We start from the raw sequence: 15926 nt of genomic DNA on the forward strand, positions 1-15926 counted from the left end.
AAATATATCTTATACAAGAATCGTCATCTCGCAACCCCGATGGCGTGTCGCTTGATTTTTGCGGGATGTCGCGATTCCGACCGACGGCACGTCACACGCTGATGATGTTCATGGGCATGGCCGAGTCGATGGGGAAATCGGGAGCGGAGGGACGCACGCCGGCCTCGACGAGGTTGACGCCCAGCATCGCGACCATCGCGCCGTTGTCGGTGCACAGTTTGATCTGCGGGATACGGACTTCGACGCCATGCTCCTTACCCACCTCGAGCAGCTTGGCACGCAGTTGGGAATTGGCGGAGAAGCCGCCTCCGACGATCAGCGTCTTGGAACCGTATTCCTCGCAGCCATGCATGGCCTTGTTGGCCAGAACTGTAGCCACGGAATCCGCCAGCGAGGCGCAGACGTCATCGACCGGAATTTGCTTGCCCGCCGCCTGCTGGGCCTCTACCCAACGAGCCACGGCCGTTTTGACGCCGGAAAAGCTGAAGTCATAGGGGTGCTCCTTGCCGGCCTTGCCCTTGGTGAGCCCCTGCGGCACCTTGATGGCGTGCGGGTCGCCCAACTGGCCGTGCCGGTCGATATGAGGGCCTCCCGGGTAGGGGAAGCCAAGCAGACGCGCGACCTTGTCGAAGCACTCCCCCGCGGCGTCGTCCAGCGTGGTGCCGACCACATCCACATGACGGGCGACGTCTTCGACGTGCAGCAACGAGGTATGGCCGCCGGAGACGATAAGCGCCAACGTGTCTTTCGGGAACGGGCCGAACTGCAGCTGGGTGACGGCGATGTGGCCGATGACGTGGTTGATGCCGTAGATCGGCTTGTTGGCGGCCCACGCCAAGGCCTTGGCCCCGGAAACGCCTACGGCAAGGCAGCCGGCCAGGCCGGGACCCGCCGAAACCGCGATGGCGTCGACATCGGAAAGCTCCATATTCGCGTCGGCCAGTGCCTTTGAGACCACGGGTACGAAGGCTTCGGCGTGCGCGCGAGAGGCGATCTCGGGAATCACGCCGCCGTATCGTGCGTGTTCCTCCATCGAGGAGGCGACGACGTTGGAGACCAGCGTGCGTCCGCGCACGATGGCCGCCGCGGTCTCGTCACAGGTCGATTCGATGCCCAGTACTGTCGGTTCGCTCATTGCATTTGCTCCATATTCTGTTTGACGCTGCCGAATCCCATGATATGCGTTTCGAGGTCCAACGCCATTTCGACGGCATCGATGTCTTCGGGCTGATAGTAATGCCGCAGCAGGCCGATATCGTTGAATCCACGGTTATGATACAGGCGTTTTGCCGGTTCGTTGTCTACCCGGACTTCCAGTTTGATTCGACGGACCTTGCAGGACCGCGCATAGTCGATCAGGCCGTCGAGCAGGTTGCCGGCTATGCCTTGTCGCTGGAAACGTTTGGCGACGCCGATGGTCATGATTTCGGCTTGGCCGTCGGCGTGCCACATGCCGGCGTACCCGCGCATAAGCGGATATGACGGAGATGGCCGTGGTGATTTTCGTCGGGCCGCGGTATCCTGCCCTGATCCTCCGGGGTCGGCGGCATCGGTGAAGTCCGTGGGATTGGCGGAATCCGTGATATCGGCAAGATAGATTCTGGAAGGGTCCGCCATCTCGCAACGCAGGGTATCCAGATTCCAAGCCTCGCTGCCGAAAAGTTCCGTCTCGAGCCTGGCCGCGGCTTCTAGCACCCGCTGCCGGTCAAGCGCACCGAATTCGACGATCATCTGCGTTTCAGGCCTTCGTGGCTCCGGCGTGGTTCAACACATGCTTCAACGGGTTGGGTACGGAGACGTCCGGACGGCGCAGATAGAGCGGTTCGACGGGCTTGATCTTGTTTACGCCATCATTGTCTGCGATGGTGTCGGCATCACGCGACCCGGCAAGATTGATGCCATTGTTCCGTGCAGCGCAATCTGCGAAAATGCGCAGGCCTGCCGCCCCGGCATCCAAAACGGAATGGTCGATGATGTGTCCAAGCAATGCACCGAATCCTTGCCATGTTTCTGCATACTTGCAGGCTCCATGGCCAACGATGTCGATACGGTATTGATCCTGAGAGCCGGCCCGTTCAACAAGATTTTCAACAGCTTGCCTGATTCGTTCGACGATATGCTGGGGGTAATCGATATCCATGTCGACAATCGGGGAAACGAACGGTTGCGGATTCCCGTTTCCCGGTTTTGCAACCGCCTTATCTGCAACAGAAGGCTCGCAACCATCACCATACAGGGCAAAGTACAGCTGCCTGCGACGGGCGTCGTTGACAGCCAAGGTCAGATGGTGAATGGCTTCAGAGCCGGTATCTTGCGTCAAATCATTGAGAAAATCGACATTGGCAAGTGCGGTATCACCTTGCCGTTTCAGCTTCGACATCCACGCCTGGGGCTCGAGGATGTCTTGACCGAGCAATGGTGCGCCGGTGGCGTATGCGATGGCCTTCGCCGCCACGACACCGGCTCGGAGCCCGGTGAACGGCGCCGGTCCAACACCGACGACTATCCGGTCAAGGTCGCTGGGCGTGAGCCCGGCCTGGCCAACTGCTTTGCCGATATTGACCTGCAGCTTTTCGACGTGGGTACGAGAATCGGTCTCCACGATGGGTTCGTGCCCCAAGACTCCGACCGTCGAACCGAATGAGGTGTCGATGACCAAGGTGTTCGCCATATTTGCCGCTCCTAGATTCCATACCATCCGGACTGCGAATGCTGACGACGGATGGCGATTCATGCCTTTGCTACTGTACAACGGCGACAAAACCGACGAAACTCGGCATGGTTATACGCTCCTCAGCCGGTGCCGATACATTTCGGTACGACCTACGAAACGGATTCGTCGGCCTTCGCCTAGTGGCGTTCATCGAGTTGCTGGTTGAAATCCTTCCAGCGTGCGCCGACGGGAACGAAGGTCACCGTACGCATGCCGTCACCGCTCAGTTCTGCATCCGTCTCATCGATGTGCGCTGCAATGGCTGAACGGTCAATCGGACGGTCGATATGCACTTCGAGACGTTCGGGCGCGAAAGCGGAGGCCATCTGCTCGCCCCACTCCATCAGAATGACTGTATGCTCGCCCGGATCTTCAAGCTCCTCGTCAAGCCCCAACGATTCCAACTCGTCAAGCAGCCTGTCAACGGTGTCTTGTCCGGGCGCGAAATCGTTGCCTCCCAGCCGGTAGGCGTCGACATGCACCAGATGGGCGTGCGTGCCGTCGACGAACCTGCCATCGAGTTCCCTGGCGATGGTGAAGGTCGGGGAAACAATGGGTTCGTCGATATTGAGCCCCGCTCCAAAGCCCTGCGCAAAAGTGGTCTTGCCGGCACCCAATGGCCCTGAAAGCAGAAGAACGTCACCTCCGTGGACGTTTGCCGCCACTTTCTCTCCGAGATCCTGCATGTCGGTTTCGGTCGGTATTTCAAGGGTATACGAAGATTCATTGCTCATACGTTCATGCGTCCTTTGTGGCTGATCAGTTCGATGGAGCGTTCCAGCGCGTACATCGGGTCTCCCCCGTTGGTCTTGTTCTGTTCGTCGGCCCAAGCGAGTGTCCGGATGCATCTGGAGAGGCCGTCCGAGGTCCATCCGCTCAGCTGCCGTGTCGCGTTGCGCAACACCCAGGGGTTGGTTTTCGCCTCGGCCTGGGAGATGGCACCGGAACGCACCGCCGAAGCCTTGGCGAGCGTGCGCAGTTTCATCGCCAGAGCGCCCACCAAGGCGATGGGATCGGTGCCTTGGGCGACGGCGGAGCGCATGTCGATGATGGCTTTGGCATTGTTGCCCGCAAGCGCGGCATCGGCCACGGCGAATCCGGTGACTTCGGCGTTGCCGGTCAGATACCGATTGACCAGATCGAGGCCGATCGGGTCATCGTCGAAATCAAAGCAAAGCTGTTCGCACATGGCCGCCAGCTCACCGGTCTTCTCCCCTAGGACGGCCACCAGCTGCTGGGCGGCTGCCGGATCGACGCGCCGTTTGCGGCGTTCGAAGCATTGGATGACGAAGTTCAGTTTGGCGTCGGCACGTTTGAGGTCGGGAATGCTTTTCTTTGCGGCCCCCGCTTTGGCGAGCCGGTCGATGACCCTTTTGCCCTTCTGGCCCCCATCATGCTGGGCGATCACCGTGGCCGTCGCTTCGGCAGGATCTTTGGCCATGGAGGCGCAATAGTCGACCATGGTGTCGGCCAGGGCGTCGTCGGCGTTCTGGATGTGACGGATGATGACGATGGAGCTTGCGCTGAGCAGGGACGGGCTCACAGCTTCGTCGAAGTCGTATTGGCCCGCCTCGCCGGCGTCGAGTTCGATGACCTCGGCTTCCGGGCCGTTCTTTGCGGCAGCGTCACGGCAATCGCGCACCTGCTGTTCGTTGAGAAACTCGTCTCCTCCGACAACCAGTACGAATCGGGTCTGTTGTGCAGTCCTTTTTCCAGCCATCACACCCTCGATTCCTTTCGGTTACCTGATATGGCCACCATCGCGGCGGAACTCCTACGACTTTCTATGATATTCGATGCGGTGTCATCGGTGGACATGCGCCGTGTCTCTCGGTTCAACTCGGCTTGCCAACCTGTTCGAACATTTGTTCGGTTTCTTTGACCCATATCGCTCCTTTGCTTTTCACTCGCATGAGCAAACCGTCATCACTGGTTACCACGCCTTTCGGATTGCGCTTTTTCGTCATAATGGACAACGCCCTGAACAGCAGTACCGTGCCGACTTCGCAGACGACTACCATCAACGCCCCTCCAACCCCACCGGCCCAAGGCATGGTGGCGGTTGGCGCACCGCCGATGGTATCCGCGCACCATTGCATCACCGAAGTTCCGCAACTCGACAGCCACACCAACACAAACGCCAAATGAGGGGCCAACGGCGAAAAGACCAAACCCGCCAGGCCCGTCAGCGTGGAGAAATCGACAAACGGAGCCACCACCAGGTTCGCGGGAACCGACAGCAACGGCAATGTCGGTGTCATCATCACCTGTATCGGCAAGGTGAACAGCTGGGCGGCTAGGGTCACCGAAATGCCGTTTGCAAGGAATTTCGGCAAGAGTGTCGAAAGATGCTCCGATATCGGGCCGGCACACAGCACAATTCCCAGCACCGACGCACACGACAAGGCGAAACCATAGCTTCTCGCCATCGCGGGATCGGCCAGCAAGGTGAAGACGACTGTCCAGCACAGCGCACTGATCGCCTGCGGCCTTCTGCCGGCAAACAAGGCCAAAGAAGCGAAGACACCCATGATCAGCGCTCGCATCACCGAGTCGGAAGGGTACATGGCGCTCGCGAGCGCCACATAGGCCATCACCGTCAGTACCGCCACCATCTGGCGTGGCAAGAGGAACCGGGCGCAACCCGAGCGTATCAGACTGCCGATCAGCGCGAAATGACCGCCGGAAACGGCCATCAGATGCATGATGCCGGAATCCTTGAAATGCATCTCAAGCAGTGTCGCGAACGTGGCGTTGACCGGTTCGCGCCCGGTAACGCCCGCACCCATGAAATCCTGGCCCAAAAGGCCTATCGTCAATCCAGGAACAAGCACCCGTCCTTGCTCGGAAAGCCCTTCGGTCACCGAGAAGAACGAACGTTGCATGGAATCGATCAGACGAGCAACCGGCGGGGCACGTTCGAGCACCCGCATCTTGGCGTCATCGTCAGCGGTCAACCAGATTGGTCGCATGCCGTATCTCGCAGCTTCCACCCTACCGGATACCGTTACGGTTTCACCATCCGACAGCCTCCCGCACAACGGTTTGTTCATGTACACAACGATACGAGAGTTGCTGGCCTGTCGAACATCATCGTGCATAAAGCCCGTCAGATGCGCGTTGGCCTGACAGTCCGCCTGCCATGAGCTTGCAGCGGTTATCGGCGAATCGAGGCGCACTCTTGCCTCGACCTCACTTTCGCCATTTCTGGCCAGGGTCATGACAGGGTCATGATATGCCTTGATATCGGCACCCATCGAGGCGATCAAAGCCGTCAAAGCCGAACAAGCGAGGACCGCCGCCCACACTCTTTTATTGCCTCGCGATTCTCGCAATATCCGCGCTATTGCGCAATGGCGTCCTAACCATCGCCGGGACAAGACAAGCAGGGCAATCAGAGCAGCCATCAACGCAAGAAGCATAACCATCGGGAGGACGATTCTCTCGTTTGATGAACCTATCAGCCAATCCGCAGCCAAGGCAAACGGCGAACCAGACGCACCTGAGCCGCCGGCAGCTTGCCCGTTGGAAGTCGAATCGCCTTGCTGCCCTGTGAGGCGGGCAAAGACCATGTGCGAAGCCAATACGACGGCCCATACGCACAACGCCACCGGAAGCATCCGCCAGTCCCTGCTGCCCTGTTCATAACCGCGAGAATCGTTCAGCCACTTGTTCATACCGTCACCTGCCCGCGTATCTTCTCCAGCGTCTTCTGCCCGATGCCCGAGACCTTGAGCAGCTGGTCGACACTGGTGAAACGGCCGATCGACGAACGGTAGTTGATGATCTTCTGGGCCATCACCGGGCCCACTCCCTTGATCTGCTGCAGCTGTGTGCTGTCGGCGGTATTGAGGTTGACGAGGTTGCTCTCATTGCCCGAGGATGCGTTCTGTCCGCTTCCGGTTTGTGCGGGCTGGCCTGCGTACGACGAGCCGGCGTCTGTACCGGAATCGCGCTCCTCTTGTTCAGAGGAAGCCGAAGAAGAACCGGAAGTCTTGCCCTTGTTCGAAGGATTTCCCCCAGGCTGGTCGGAATCTTTGGTTTTCAAACCGGCACCGGCTCGAGTGTTTACCAATGATGAAGCTTCGGCCTGTTGCTTGTTGTAATTGACGGCCTGTGTCACCAGCATCGTCAGACTGGCGCACAACGCCACCACCAACACCAATATCACCGCGACCGCTTGCATGGGTTTGAACACCAGTCTAGGGACGGTTCTGCGTGCGGCGTCCGTTTGGAAAGATGTTTGCTCTGACGGCTCCTCGACAAAAGCATCCTGATGAGAATCACGATCGCCCGTCAAATCACGGACTTCGACGTTGGTGGAAGCGGCGCTGCCTTCCTTTTGGTTTTCCTGTGTATTTTCCGGTTCGATAAGCCATTGCTCGATTGGCGGCAAAGGAGGCAGACCGACGCTCAAGAGTTCCTGGCCCTCGTGGTTGCGCCTGTTGCTAGATGATTCGTCACGGGACATCGCGGTCGAGCGAAGCCGTGTCGCCACGGACCGGCCTTCGTCGTGTGTTGTGTCGCCGAAATGAATACCCATACCTTCAAGCATGACTGACCGGCAGGCAAAAGTCGAGCCGAAACGGCCACTGTGGTCGGATGATAGGGGTTATCCACATTTGAGGCGTGTCGGGCCTTCGACCGCCGAATCATCCACATTCATCCACAACTCTCAGACTGATGCGGAGGCACGGAAATCAAAAAGCAGGCGAAACCATTCAACGAATCAATAGCGTTATTCAGTCCCAAGATTCACGAATTTCCGTATATCATGTATGGCTGAATTCATGGGACCATGTCTGAATACGCGAAAAGGACACCGGGTCTAAATTCCGGTGTCCTTTTCGCGTCAATCGTCAGATACGGTTCGATGCCATTTCATACCATGACCGACGAGAGTATCGTTTATCGATTATTCGGCCGGAACAATGGAGACGATCTTCGGCGCTTTGACGATGACCTTGCGCGGCTCCTTGCCGCCCAAGCGGTCAGCCACGGCCTTCAACGCCATCGCCTTGAGCTCGTCGGGGTCGATCGAGGGGCTGACCTCGAGCTTGGCGCGAACCTTGCCCTTGATCTGCACGACGGCGGTGACGGAATCCTCACCCACGTAGCGCTCGTCGGCCTTGGGCCACGGCTCATGGGCCAGCGACTCGTCGTGGCCGAGCTTCTGCCACAGCTCCTCGCAGATGTGCGGCGCGATCGGCGAGAGCATGAGAATCAGCGGCTCGACGGCGGCACGCGGCACGGTCTTGAGCCCGGTGAGTAAGTTGTTCAAGACGATGAGCTTGGCGATGGCGGTGTTAGGGCGCATGTTCTCCATCTCGACGGTCACATCGGCGATGGTGTTGTTCAAGAGCTTCAATGTCTTGGTGTCCGCTGCCTCGTCGGAAACGGTGACCTCGCCGGTGTTCTCATCGACGACGTTGCGCCAAAGCCGCTGCAGGAAGCGCATGCCGCCCACGACGTTGCGGTCGTTCCAAGGGCGGGACTCGTCAAGCGGGCCCATGCTCATCTCGTAGAGGCGGAACGTGTCGGCGCCGTAGCGCGCGTACATGTCGTCGGGGGTGATGATGTTCTTGAGGCTCTTGCCCATCTTGCCGAATTCGCGGTTGGCATGCTGGCCGTGCCAGGTGAAGGTCGGCTCGCCGGACTTGGTGGCCGGGCCTTCCTCTACTTCGGCGGCAGGCACGTACTGGCCACGGTCGTCGGTGTAGGCGTAGGCCTGGATCATGCCTTGATTGAAGAGCTTGTGGAACGGTTCCGGAGAATCGACATACCCCAGATCGAAGAGGATCTTGTGCCAGAAACGCGAGTAGAGCAGATGCAGCACCGCGTGTTCGACACCCCCGACGTAGAGGTCGACGCCACCGGTCTTGCCCGATTCCTGGTTGTGGTTCGGGCCCATCCAGTACTCGTATTCGTCCGGATCGACCATATGCTCGGTGTCGTTCGGATCGAGATAGCGCATGTAATACCAGCAGGAACCGGCCCAGTTGGGCATCGTGTTGGTGTCACGGTAATAGGTCTTCGGGCCGTCGCCCAGATCGAGCGTGACCTTGACCCAGTCCTCGTTGCGGCTCAACGGAGCCTCTGGATTGCTTTCAGCATCCATCGGGTCGAAGGTCTTCGGGCTGTAGTCCGGGACGTCGGGCAGGTTGATCGGCAGCATGGAGTCCGGCAGCAGATACGGCACGCCGTCCTCGTCATAGACGATCGGGAACGGCTCGCCCCAGTAGCGCTGGCGGGAGAAGAGCCAGTCACGCAGACGGTAGCTGACGGTGCCCTTGCCCACGCCCGCGGACTCGAGCCAGGCGTTGACCTTGTCGATGGCGTCGTTGACGCGCAGCCCATCGAGGCTCAGCGCGTCGCCCTTGGCCTGCGTGTGCTCGGTCGAGGAGTTGATGACGATGCCGTCGTGGGAGACGAACGGCGCCTTGCCTTCGTAATCGCTCAGGTTCTCACCCGAATCCGGCAGCGGTTCGACGGTATAGATGACCGGCAGACCGAACTTCTGGGCGAAGTCATAATCGCGCTGATCACCGCCGGGCACCGCCATGATGGCGCCGGTGCCGTAGTCCATCAGCACATAGTCTGCGGTGAACAGCGGCAGTTTATCGCCGGTGATGGGGTTGACGGCATAGAGCCCGGTGAACAGGCCAGTCTTCTCGCCACCCTCGTCGACGCGGTCCTGCGCGGTCTTGGATTCGGCCGCCAGACGATAGGCCTTGATGCCTTCCGCAGGTGTGGCATAGCCGCCCTTCCAGCTTTCCGGGGTGTCTTCCGGCCATGCCGCAGGAGCGTCGGCCAACAAATCGTGCTCGGGCGAGACCACGGCGAAGGTGGTGCCGAAGAGTGTATCGGGGCGGGTCGTGTAGATCTCCATGTCACGCTCGCCGTTGGGGGTAGAGACCTTGAAGTGGACAGAGGCACCGTGGGATTCGCCGATCCAGTTGCGCTGCATGAGCTTGACCTTCTGGGGCCAGTCGATGATGTCGAGGTCCTCGATCAGGCGGTGGCCGTAGGCGGTGATGCGCATGGACCACTGGCGCAGCTCGCGCTGGAAGACCGGGAAGTTGCCACGTTCGGACTTGCCTTCAGCGGTGACCTCCTCGTTGGCGAGCACTGTGCCGAGACCAGGGCACCAGTTGACCGGCGACTTGGAGATATACGCGAGACGGAAATCGTTCAGCACGTCGGCCTGCTCGGCTTCGGTCAGTTCGTCCCAGCCCTTGCCGGAACCCTCAAAGCCGGGGATGGCGCGTTCGCCACTCTTGAACTGGTCGATCAGCGTGTCGATATGACGTGCTGAGCCTTTGCCGCCGTCAGGACGGACGAAATCGGGGTCGTACCACGCGTCGTAGATGCGCGAGAAGATCCATTGCGTCCAGCGCATGTAGCCGGGGTCGATGGTGGCGAAGGTGCGGCGGTTGTCGAAGCTCAGGCCCATGCGGTGCAGCTGGCGGCGCATGTTGGCGATGTTGGCCTCGGTGGTCACCCTCGGGTGCTGGCCGGTCTGCACGGCATACTGCTCGGCGGGAAGGCCGAAGGCGTCATAGCCCATGGCGTGCAGCACGTTCTCGCCCTTCATACGATGGTAGCGGCTGACCACATCCGTGGCGAGATAGCCCAGCGGGTGCCCGACGTGCAACCCCTTGCCGGAGGGATAGGGGAACATGTCCATCGCGAAGTACGGGGTACGTCCGTCGGCAAGTTGCCCGTTGCCGTCCCTCAGATCGCCTTTGACGTTCGCGGCCCAGAAGGTGCCCTTCTCATCCCACGTTTTCTGCCATTTTTCCTCGATGTCCTGCGCCATCTGTGCGTTGTATCGGTATGACGGAACACTTGCTGTATTGGCGCTCGAAGCCGCGCCCTGCTCATTGTCGCTCATAATTAGGAATTATCGCGGCTCAACTGGACACATGCCGGCAAATTTCCGAAGGATGGTCGCCGACGATGGTGAACCGGGATGAATCCGGCAGTCGGGCCAGCGATTTCACGTATCATGCTGAAGAAGGTGCAGAGATAATCACAGAAAACGACCCGATAATGTGATTACCGTCGTATTACGACCATAAATGCGGAGATAATCACAGAAAACGGCCTGATTTCGTGATTATCTCCGCAAGTTGCCCCACGATACAGAGATAATCACAGAAGCAGCGGGAGTCGGCTATATCGGCAGAATTCCGGCCAGCGAAACGGCAAACCGGATAAGCCTTGTTCCATTGCGATATCGGGAAGCTCAGTGACGTGCCATTGCAGAGTTGAGAGTCGGGTCGGGTGTGTAGCCGATGTCGTGGCTCATGGCATCGGCGGCTTTCTGCCATGAGCCGTCCTTGACCATGTCGTGCAGAATGGTGTTGATTTTCCTGGTGAGCTCGCCGTCCGAGGGACGAATCATCACGGCGTGGCGAACCGTTGCGACCCGTGCAATCGCTTTGGCCAAAGGCGCCGACGACGAAGCCCCCTCGCCCAAAACCATGACATCGTGCTCGACGACGCTGGAAGCAAGCCCGTGCAGGATGGCCGCGTCCGCAGCCACGGCGTTTGCTTCGCCAGCGAGCAAAGCGGTGAGGCATTGCGGATAGGTGTCGCGCTCCTGGATCCTTACGGCAGGAACAGCCGAAGCCAACTTGCCTCCGTCGGCCGTCCCTTTGACCGTGCAGATATCCTGGTTGTCCAATGAAGACATATCGGTGAAATCGTGCTCCAGCCGTGTAGGCACGAGCAGCCCCAGCGGATCGGTGAGATAAGGCTCTGACATCCCGAATTGCAGGCCTGAGCCGGCGGTGATAGCGGCCGGCATCGATGAGACGATCATATCGGCCTTGGATTGATCCAGCGTCGTGACCGCAGATGAGACATTCACCGGTTTGAAAACGATCTGTTTGCGGGCGTAACCGAGCTTCTGGGCGACGTAGTCAGCGACATCGATATCGAAACCGGAGTATTGGCCTTCGTGCTCCAAGCCGAGTCCTGGTTGGTCGCCGGAAACGGCTATGGCGATGGTCGGTCCTTCGGGAACATTGGCGGAAGGCGGTGTCTGGGTCGCCCCACAGGCGGAAGCCGAGCAGAGCAGACCGACCCCGCAAACCGTTGCAAGCGTCGCTTTGAGATGCCGGCGTATGTCTCTTTTACCTGATGAAGAACAGGGCTTCAATCTTGAACGTCGCATCCAGAACCTACTTGAAGAGCTTAGAGCGTGTCAGCCACCACGCCACAAGCCCGGTGATGACCAACGAGATGGCCACGACGATGAAGAAGCCCCAATGCGTATTGGTGAAGGGCATGCCGAACATGCCGTCCTGGAAGTTCATGCCGTACATCGAGAAGATCAGGGTCGGAACCGCCAGGACAATGGAGATGATGGTGAAGATCCTCATCACGTTGTTGAGGTTGTTGGAGACGATCGAGGCCGAGGCGTCGGTCATGTTCGCAAGGACGCCGCTGTAGATGTTGGCCATCTCGATGGCCTGTTTGTTTTCGGTGATGACGTCGTCGAGAAGGTCCTCGTCCTCCGGATACTGCTTGATGTGCGTGAGCGAGTTGAGTTTTTCGGTCACCCGCAGCTTCTCCATCACGATCTCGTTGGATTTGAGGCTGGTGGTGAAATAGACCAAGGTCTTCGAAAGTTCAAGCAGCTGCAGGATCTCACGGTTCTGCATCGAGTGCTGGAGTTTCAGTTCGAGGTTGTCGGAGCTGCGGTCGATGATGCGCAGGTAGCGCAGGTACATGGTGGCGTTGCGATAAAGAATCTGCAATACGAACCGCGTCTTCATGTAGGTGTTGAAGCCGCGGATGGTGCCTTCCATGAATGGGTGGAGCACCGGCGTGTCCTGCATGCATACGGTGATGATGGTGTGCGCGGCGACGATGATGGCCAGCGGGATGGTCTCGTAATGGTCACGTCCGTCCCGTTGCTCGACGGTCGGGATGTCGACGATGATCATGGTGTAGTCGTCTTCGGAATCGACGCGGGAACGCTCCTCGTCATCCAACGGGGCGCGCAGATCGGCAAGGTCGACGCCGGTGGACGAAGCGACGGTGGCCAGTTCGACGTCAGTTGGGTTCGACAGACAGATCCATGAGCCGTTTTCCAGCTTGTTGATCTGTTCGACCTGTCCGTTGATCGTATTGAACATCCTCAACATGTCTGCCACCCGCCTTTCGCGTCATTCGCTGTACGGATCTTGCAGGAGACGCCGGTAGGATTGTCGACCGTGCGTCCTGGCCACCGGAACGCCTGTCCTGAAACCAAAAGGAGTGGACGCCATTCCGGATTCCTGCTGTTAACCCAAAATTCAAGGATAACCCTTGAGCTGGAACTTCTCGGCCATAATTTGCGCATAGCGTTATGTATCCGACAAAAGATATATGCGGCTTGCGGCTTTGCCGGATACGTAACGCCTGATTCGGTTTGGCCGGTATTTCCGTTCAGACGGAGACGTGCCGGCAGAAGATGTTGTGCCAAACCATCTTCGCGCCCGTACATTGGCTTCTCAGACGGTATCGGTGACAGGCAGTGGTTTCATCAATTCCATACCTGGGTAGCGCAGTTCCTCGGGTCCGTTGGACCAATCGGCAATTGTCGATATCACCGGTCCGCAATTGAATTCCGCGAGCGTCCACTTGCAGCTTCCGTCAGGTTGGATGCGAGGCTTGAGTGTCGACCAGTAGGCATTGGGGATGTTGCCGAGTTCGTCGACCTCCGGATCCATGCCGAGCAGCGTTTCGACGGTCGCGGCGATGAACGATCCGTGGCTGACAAGCATCAGCGTGGTCGCAGCCGTGTCTTGGGCGTTCTCATTGAGCAGTTCGAGTACGGCCTTGGCTCCTCTGGCTCCGACCTCGGTGCGCGTCTCGACACCATACTTGGTCTCGCCTCCCTCGTGAGCACGCCACGAACGGTAGGCTTCAGCGTCCATTTCTTTGATTTCGGGACGGGTCTTGCCTTCCCATTGCCCGAAACTGCGCTCCCTGAGACGCTTGTCGAGCGTGACCGGCAGACCGAGGATGTCGGCAAAAGCGTGCGCTGTCTGAGCGGCACGGAACAGATCGCTGGAAATCACTTTCATCTTCCGCTCACCTGCAGGGACCTTTTGGTATTCGCCGGTATCGCTTTGTTCGGCCGCCTGCGGCCCCGGCTGTGGCAGCAGATCCGGGTTGGCGGCTATATTGCTGACTTTCGCCCAGTAATAGCGCTTGGCAAGTTCAAGTCCGGTCTGGTCGACCTGCCACTGGCCGATGATGTCGAGCGGGACATCGATTTGGCCTTGCAGGCGGTGGACGACATTATAGGCTGTCCTTCCGTGGCGCAACAAAATGACTTCGTCGATCATATTCTCTCCGTTTCCGGGTATCCCCTATAGTATGACGTACAGTTTTGTGTCATATCACTGGTTTTATTGTGCCGCACCCCAACGATGAACGGAACGCCGAAACGTGTTGGAGCCGAATACACCAATCCTATGGTTACGCCGGTTACGTCAGTTAACTTGGCCCTGTTGGCCGCCAACATCATAGAAAGACCGACGACGATAACCATGTCATCGCTTCCGTCACTTGGCCAGCAGCATCCACACCGCCCACAGCGCGACGATGACCGCATACGGCCAGAAATGCGCCTTGCTGATGGCGATGAACTCGCGGATAAAGGCGGTCGGCCAGTAATAACCCTTGGTATGGCTGCCGATGCCGTCGGATTTGAGCCCCAGCTGCCGGGCGTATTCGCTGGCGCGGAAGACGTGATAGTCGCTGGTGACCACGGCCACGCGGTAGGGGCAGGACAGGCGGTTTTTCATACGTTCGAGGCGCTTGGACTTTGTCTCAGACGTCTGAGACACGACGGTGCCCTCGCCGGAACCGATACCGCTCACGCCATCACGCTGGTCCATGATCGCCTTGCAATTGCGCAGGTTTTCCAGGGTGGTAGTAGACCGGTCTTCTTTGATGATTGCTGTGGCCGGCACTCCCCGAACCTCTACCAGATACCGCTTCATGGCCTCGGCTTCGCTGATTTCCTCATCGGCTCCCTGACCGCCCGAAACCACAAAGAGGCCGTGCCGATCCTGCCGGTTCCACAAATCGACGGCCTTGTCTATTCGCCCGCGCAGCAACGGTGTGGGCTTCGTACCCTGCAATCCCGCCCCGAGAATGATGATGTAATCGTATTTTCGGCGTCTCGGAAGAATCCGGTAAATCGTGGAATACAGCAGCAGCGCCGCGAACGTGAAGAAGAACCAAAGGCCTTCCAAGGCGATCAGCAGGCCGACGCCTTTGCCCCACCGAGGCGCGTTGAAATAAAAGGTCAGCGGATACACCGCGACGCACACCATCATGACGATGGCGAACAACGCAGGCAGGATGGTGGAAAGCGAAAAACCTTCATGGCCTACGACAACGATGGTGTTGACAAGGAGAAACCCGACGACGACGACCGGCGTGAAAGCGACCACCAGCACAATCGGGATCAATGCCCAATCCCGCCAGAAATCGAGCATCATTGCACTCGAAAGGCACAGCAGGAACAGGGCGAGCCAAATCGCGTTGCGGAACCGTCGAGGCTCCCTTATCACCGAGAACAGCAGCAACACGGCGAACACCACGCTGGGTCCATACAGCAGGACCGTCTGCCATGAATCGGTCATGATGACCACCTTTTCTCGTCACTTGGTTGTTGACGGTTCGATTCCGCACCTAATATCACTACTCAGGATATGTACTCCAATGTGTACCTTAAGCATACGTTCTCTTGGCTAATTACGGGCCATACGGACAACAACCCAGAAAGAAACAAAAAACAGGGAACCGCCGGGTACAACGCGAAAACGATATGAAAAAGGCTTCCGAGGAAAACCTCGAAAGCCTTACCTGTGGAGCTAGGGAGATTCGAACTCCCGACCCCCTCCATGCCATGGAGATGCGCTACCAGCTGCGCCATAGCCCCGTTCTTGTTTAAGTTATTGCTCCTTGCGAAGCCTTAGATACTTTACAACAAACTCGCTCAATCGCCAAACCGGCGTGTCGTTACAAGCCAATCAACGGTATTCAAAACGAAGCGAAACAAGGCAAAGCAACGCTTTCCTCTTGATTATCTGTCTCAAACAAGACGATGAAACAAGGGCTCAAACAGAAAAGCGACGCCTGAAACAGGAAGATATCAGACAAGATAAATCCAATGCCCGTACCCGCCTCCCCACTTCAATCG

12 protein-coding genes and 1 tRNA gene are annotated in these 15926 nt (G+C 58.4%); all 13 read right to left on the reverse strand.

The window, feature by feature from the left end; genetic code table 11:
• Positions 1 to 91: 91 nt before the first annotated feature.
• Positions 92 to 1135 carry a tRNA (adenosine(37)-N6)-threonylcarbamoyltransferase complex transferase subunit TsaD gene (gene tsaD / locus OZX75_RS03175; protein ID WP_277146818.1) on the reverse strand — a complete coding sequence of 348 codons (1044 nt, stop codon included), beginning with the start codon at positions 1133 to 1135 and terminating at the stop codon, positions 92 to 94.
• Positions 1132 to 1731 carry a GNAT family N-acetyltransferase gene (locus OZX75_RS03180; protein WP_277146821.1) on the reverse strand — a complete coding sequence of 200 codons (600 nt, stop codon included), beginning with the start codon at positions 1729 to 1731 and terminating at the stop codon, positions 1132 to 1134. The genes tsaD and OZX75_RS03180 overlap by 4 nt, the downstream gene beginning before the upstream one ends.
• 7 nt (positions 1732 to 1738) lie before the next feature.
• Positions 1739 to 2671, reverse strand: a complete 933-nt coding sequence (gene tsaB, locus OZX75_RS03185) for a tRNA (adenosine(37)-N6)-threonylcarbamoyltransferase complex dimerization subunit type 1 TsaB (RefSeq protein ID WP_277146823.1) — start codon at positions 2669 to 2671, stop codon at positions 1739 to 1741.
• Positions 2672 to 2850: 179 nt separating this feature from the next.
• The gene (tsaE, locus tag OZX75_RS03190) at positions 2851 to 3447 is read right to left on the reverse strand and encodes a tRNA (adenosine(37)-N6)-threonylcarbamoyltransferase complex ATPase subunit type 1 TsaE (RefSeq protein ID WP_277146825.1); all 597 of its coding nucleotides are present in this window, start codon (positions 3445 to 3447) and stop codon (positions 2851 to 2853) included.
• Complete coding sequence (gene holA / locus OZX75_RS03195) at positions 3444 to 4433, reverse strand: DNA polymerase III subunit delta (protein ID WP_277146827.1); 990 nt, start codon at positions 4431 to 4433, stop codon at positions 3444 to 3446. The genes tsaE and holA overlap by 4 nt, the downstream gene beginning before the upstream one ends.
• A 115-nt stretch (positions 4434 to 4548) precedes the next feature.
• Complete coding sequence (locus tag OZX75_RS03200) at positions 4549 to 6390, reverse strand: ComEC/Rec2 family competence protein (RefSeq protein WP_277146829.1); 1842 nt, start codon at positions 6388 to 6390, stop codon at positions 4549 to 4551.
• A complete protein-coding gene (locus tag OZX75_RS03205) occupies positions 6387 to 7256 on the reverse strand; it encodes a ComEA family DNA-binding protein (protein ID WP_277146831.1) in 870 nt (289 codons plus the stop codon). The genes OZX75_RS03200 and OZX75_RS03205 overlap by 4 nt, the downstream gene beginning before the upstream one ends.
• Positions 7257 to 7628: 372 nt before the next feature.
• Positions 7629 to 10607, reverse strand: a complete 2979-nt coding sequence (leuS, locus tag OZX75_RS03210; RefSeq protein ID WP_277146833.1) for a leucine--tRNA ligase — start codon at positions 10605 to 10607, stop codon at positions 7629 to 7631.
• A gap of 354 nt (positions 10608 to 10961) precedes the next feature.
• Entirely contained in the window at positions 10962 to 11894 is a 933-nt protein-coding gene (locus tag OZX75_RS03215; RefSeq protein ID WP_277146835.1) for a transporter substrate-binding domain-containing protein, read from the reverse strand.
• Positions 11895 to 11901: 7 nt separating this feature from the next.
• Positions 11902 to 12870: a magnesium transporter CorA family protein gene (locus OZX75_RS03220; RefSeq protein WP_277146837.1), complete on the reverse strand. Its 969-nt coding sequence runs from the start codon at positions 12868 to 12870 to the stop codon at positions 11902 to 11904.
• Positions 12871 to 13218: 348 nt separating this feature from the next.
• Positions 13219 to 14058, reverse strand: a complete 840-nt coding sequence (locus OZX75_RS03225; RefSeq protein WP_277146839.1) for a histidine phosphatase family protein — start codon at positions 14056 to 14058, stop codon at positions 13219 to 13221.
• Between the two features lie 219 nt (positions 14059 to 14277).
• Entirely contained in the window at positions 14278 to 15366 is a 1089-nt protein-coding gene (locus OZX75_RS03230) for a YdcF family protein (protein ID WP_277146841.1), read from the reverse strand.
• 226 nt (positions 15367 to 15592) lie between these two features.
• Positions 15593 to 15665, reverse strand: a tRNA-Ala gene (locus OZX75_RS03235).
• Positions 15666 to 15926: the final 261 nt, after the last annotated feature.

Source organism: Bifidobacterium sp. ESL0800, from assembly GCF_029395355.1.
Classification (GTDB): Bacteria; Actinomycetota; Actinomycetes; order Actinomycetales; family Bifidobacteriaceae; genus Bifidobacterium.